General features: G+C 58.3%; 4 protein-coding genes. 3 read left to right on the forward strand and 1 reads right to left on the reverse strand.

Features of this window, described 5'->3' with window-relative positions; genetic code table 11:
* Positions 1 to 443: tRNA-guanine transglycosylase (locus tag ACIQ5B_RS10590; protein ID WP_397598988.1), on the reverse strand; the 443-nt coding region annotated here is incomplete at its 3' end.
* Between the two features lie 238 nt (positions 444 to 681).
* On the opposite strand from ACIQ5B_RS10590, the gene tldD reads away from it, so the two are divergent.
* From tldD to ACIQ5B_RS10605, 3 genes are all read left to right on the forward strand, one after another.
* Positions 682 to 2,109 carry a metalloprotease TldD gene (gene tldD / locus ACIQ5B_RS10595; protein ID WP_324478598.1) on the forward strand — a complete coding sequence of 476 codons (1,428 nt, stop codon included), beginning with the start codon at positions 682 to 684 and terminating at the stop codon, positions 2,107 to 2,109.
* Between the two features lie 57 nt (positions 2,110 to 2,166).
* Complete coding sequence (locus tag ACIQ5B_RS10600; RefSeq protein ID WP_397598989.1) at positions 2,167 to 2,871, forward strand: endonuclease/exonuclease/phosphatase family protein; 705 nt, start codon at positions 2,167 to 2,169, stop codon at positions 2,869 to 2,871.
* A 172-nt stretch (positions 2,872 to 3,043) separates the two neighbouring features.
* A partial coding sequence (locus ACIQ5B_RS10605; protein ID WP_397598990.1) for a P-II family nitrogen regulator occupies positions 3,044 to 3,330 on the forward strand: 287 nt, incomplete at its 3' end.

Below are 3,330 nucleotides of genomic sequence, written 5' to 3' on the forward strand. Positions count from 1 at the left end.
TCGTCAAACGCCATGACAATGTCGGAGCCCAAAAGCCGCTGGATTTCCATCGAGCGTTCGGGCGACAGCATATGTTTCGACCCGTCGAGATGGCTTTGAAACGCCACGCCCTCTTCGGTGATTTTGCGCAACGCCGACAGGCTCATCACCTGATACCCGCCGCTGTCGGTCAATATCGGCCGGTCCCAGCCCGAAAACTGGTGCAACCCACCCAGCCGCGCGACGCGTTCCGCGCCGGGCCGCAGCATCAGATGGTAGGTGTTGCCCAAGATAATATCCGCGCCCGTTGCGCGCACTTCGGCAGGGCGCATCGCCTTTACCGTGGCGGCGGTACCGACGGGCATGAAGGCAGGCGTGCGAATTTCTCCGCGCATCATCTGAATGCTGCCGGTGCGCGCCTTGCCATCCGTGGCGGAAATCGAAAACTGGAATCGCGTAGTCATCGGGCGGCTTTAGGGGGGTTATGCGCTGGAGAAAACCAACTTTTCTGAACGCCCAGTCACTTGGGGTATTGCCCCACCCGTCATGCTGAACTTGTTTCAGCATCTTACTTTAGTGTTGCAAGGAATTAAGACCCTGAAACAAGTTCAGGGTGACGAAGTTGTGGTGTTGGAAAGCCGCTGCGGAATGAATATGCAAATTACCCTTTCAACCTCCGCCGCACCGTCCCATATACGCAAAATGACTTATACCGATCCCCGCGCATATCTGTACCAACCCGGCCTTCTCGACCCTGACGCAGCGCAGCGTATTACGCGTGACGCGTTGAAGGCGTGCGATGATGGTGAGCTCTATTTGCAATATAGCGCGACCGAGAGCTTTGGTTTTGACGATGGCCGGCTGAAAATGGCGGATTATTCGACGGGTTCGGGCTTTGGCCTGCGCGGTGTGTCGGGTGAGATGACCGGGTTCAGCCACGCCAATGACATGAGCGAGGCCGCGATTCGCCGGGCAGGCGAAACGCTGAAGCTGCTTGATCCTGCGAAAGAGCAACCCGCCCCGCCGCCGCGCCAGAACAACCGGCATTTATACACAGACGGCAATCCGCTTGAACTGGTGCCATTCGCGCAAAAGGTTGCGTTGTGCCAACAGATCGACGCCGCCGCCCGCGCCCGTGACCCACGCGTCGCGCAAGTGAGCGTCAGCCTTTCGGGCAGCTGGAGCGTCGTCGAAATCGTGCGCGCCGATGGCTTTGTCGCCACCGATGTGCGGCCTTTGGTCCGCCTGAATGTCTCCATCGTCGCGCAAGATGGCGACCGCCGCGAAACCGGCACTTATGGTTTTGGCGGGCGTTATCTGTACGACAAATTGTTCGAAGATCATGAATGGGAACATGCCATTGATGAAGCATTGGCGCAGGCGCTGACCAACTTGCGCTCGGTCGCCGCACCCGCTGGCGAAATGACCGTGTTGCTTGGCCCCGGCTGGCCGGGCGTATTGCTGCATGAAGCCGTCGGCCATGGTCTGGAAGGCGATTTCAACCGTAAGGGCAGCAGTGCCTTTTCCGGTAAGATTGGCCAGCGCGTTGCTGCACCCGGCGTCACCGTTGTCGATGATGGCACGATGATGAACCGCCGTGGTTCGCTGTCGATTGATGATGAAGGCACGCCGACGCAGGAAAATGTCCTGATCGAAGACGGCATATTGCGCGCCTATATGCAGGACCGCATGAACGCCCGCCTGATGGGCGTTGCCCCCACGGGCAATGGCCGCCGCGAAAGCTATGCCCATGCACCCATGCCGCGCATGACCAATACATTCATGCGCAGCGGCAATGACGACCCTGCCGAACTGTTAAGCCGCGTCAAAAACGGCATCTTCGCCAAAAGCTTCGGCGGCGGGCAAGTCGACATCGTGTCGGGCAAATTCGTGTTCAGCTGCACCGAGGCTTATTTGGTCAAGGACGGAAAGCTTGGCGATCCCATCAAAGGCGCGACATTGATTGGCGATGGCCCCACCGCGCTCAACAAGGTCATTGGCCTTGGCAACGACATGGCATTGGATGACGGCATCGGCGTGTGTGGCAAAGGCGGCCAAAGCGTTCCTGCGGGCGTCGGGCAACCCACAACCTTGGTCAGCGCGCTTACGGTAGGCGGCACGGCGGGGTGATGGGTGCCTATTTCGGTCCAAATTACGATATGACCGAATGAACCGCATGACCCCGATATGAGCCACGCACTCAAGGTTGCGACCTATAATATTCGCAAGGCGGTTGGCCTTGACCAACGGCGCAACCCCGAACGCATATTGGCGGTGCTCAAAGAAATCGACGCGGATATCATCGCGCTTCAGGAAGTCGACCGCCGGTTCGGCGCGCGGGTCAGCGCATTGCCGCTGGCGATGCTGGAGGCGGAGACATCTTGGATGCCCGTGCCGCTGGCTTTCCGTCCTGCCGCCATTGGCTGGCACGGCAATGCGATTTTGGTGCGCAAGGGCATGGAGGTGCGCCATTGTCAGCCGATTGATATGCCGACGCTGGAACCACGCGGCGCGGTGATGGCGGAACTGTCGGTTGCTGGCCATGCATTGCGCGTCATTGGTGTGCATCTGGACTTATCCGGGCTGTGGCGGCGCAAGCAAATCCGCGCGTTGCTGGCGGCGATTGATGCCAGTCCGCGGCATATGCCCACCGTTCTGATGGGTGATTTCAACCAATGGTCGGACAGCGGCGCATTGAACGAACTTGCGTTCCATCATCACCGGCTGGTGCAAACGCCCAAAAGCTTTCACACATCGCGCCCAGTCGCCCGATTGGACCGGATCATCGTCAGCCACGACGTGAAAGTCACCGCTGCCGACAGCCATATTTCGTCGCTGTCCAAACAGGCGTCGGACCATCTGCCCTTATGGGCATCGATCCGCATTGGTTAAATGCCTAATATTTAGGCAGTGATACTCTTCTGATTAAATTTTAGGCAGTATGGACGCTGGCGGCGCTGATATGCGCTGCCCCTATCGCCTATAATCGTCGCATTTACGTGCATTTCCCGTTTCTGGCACGGTGTTTGCTTATTGCACTGCACAACCAAAATTGGGGGCGTGCATGAAATATATTATTGCCATTATTAAGCCGCACAAGCTGGACCCGGTGCGCGAAGCGCTCACCGCGTTGGGCGTGTCCGGCATGACCGTGACTGAGGTCAAAGGCTTTGGCCGACAAAAAGGGCAGACCGAAATTTATCGCGGTGCCGAATATGCAACCAACATGGTGCCCAAGGTGAAAATTGAGGTCGCATGCGCGTCCGATCAAGCCCCTGCCGTGGTCGAGGCCATTCAGCAGGCCGCCGAAACAGGCGCCATTGGCGACGGCAAGATATTTGAATTCGAACT

Origin of the sequence: Sphingorhabdus sp., assembly GCF_044374345.1 — a bacterium.
Classification (GTDB): Bacteria; Pseudomonadota; Alphaproteobacteria; order Sphingomonadales; family Sphingomonadaceae; genus Sphingorhabdus_B.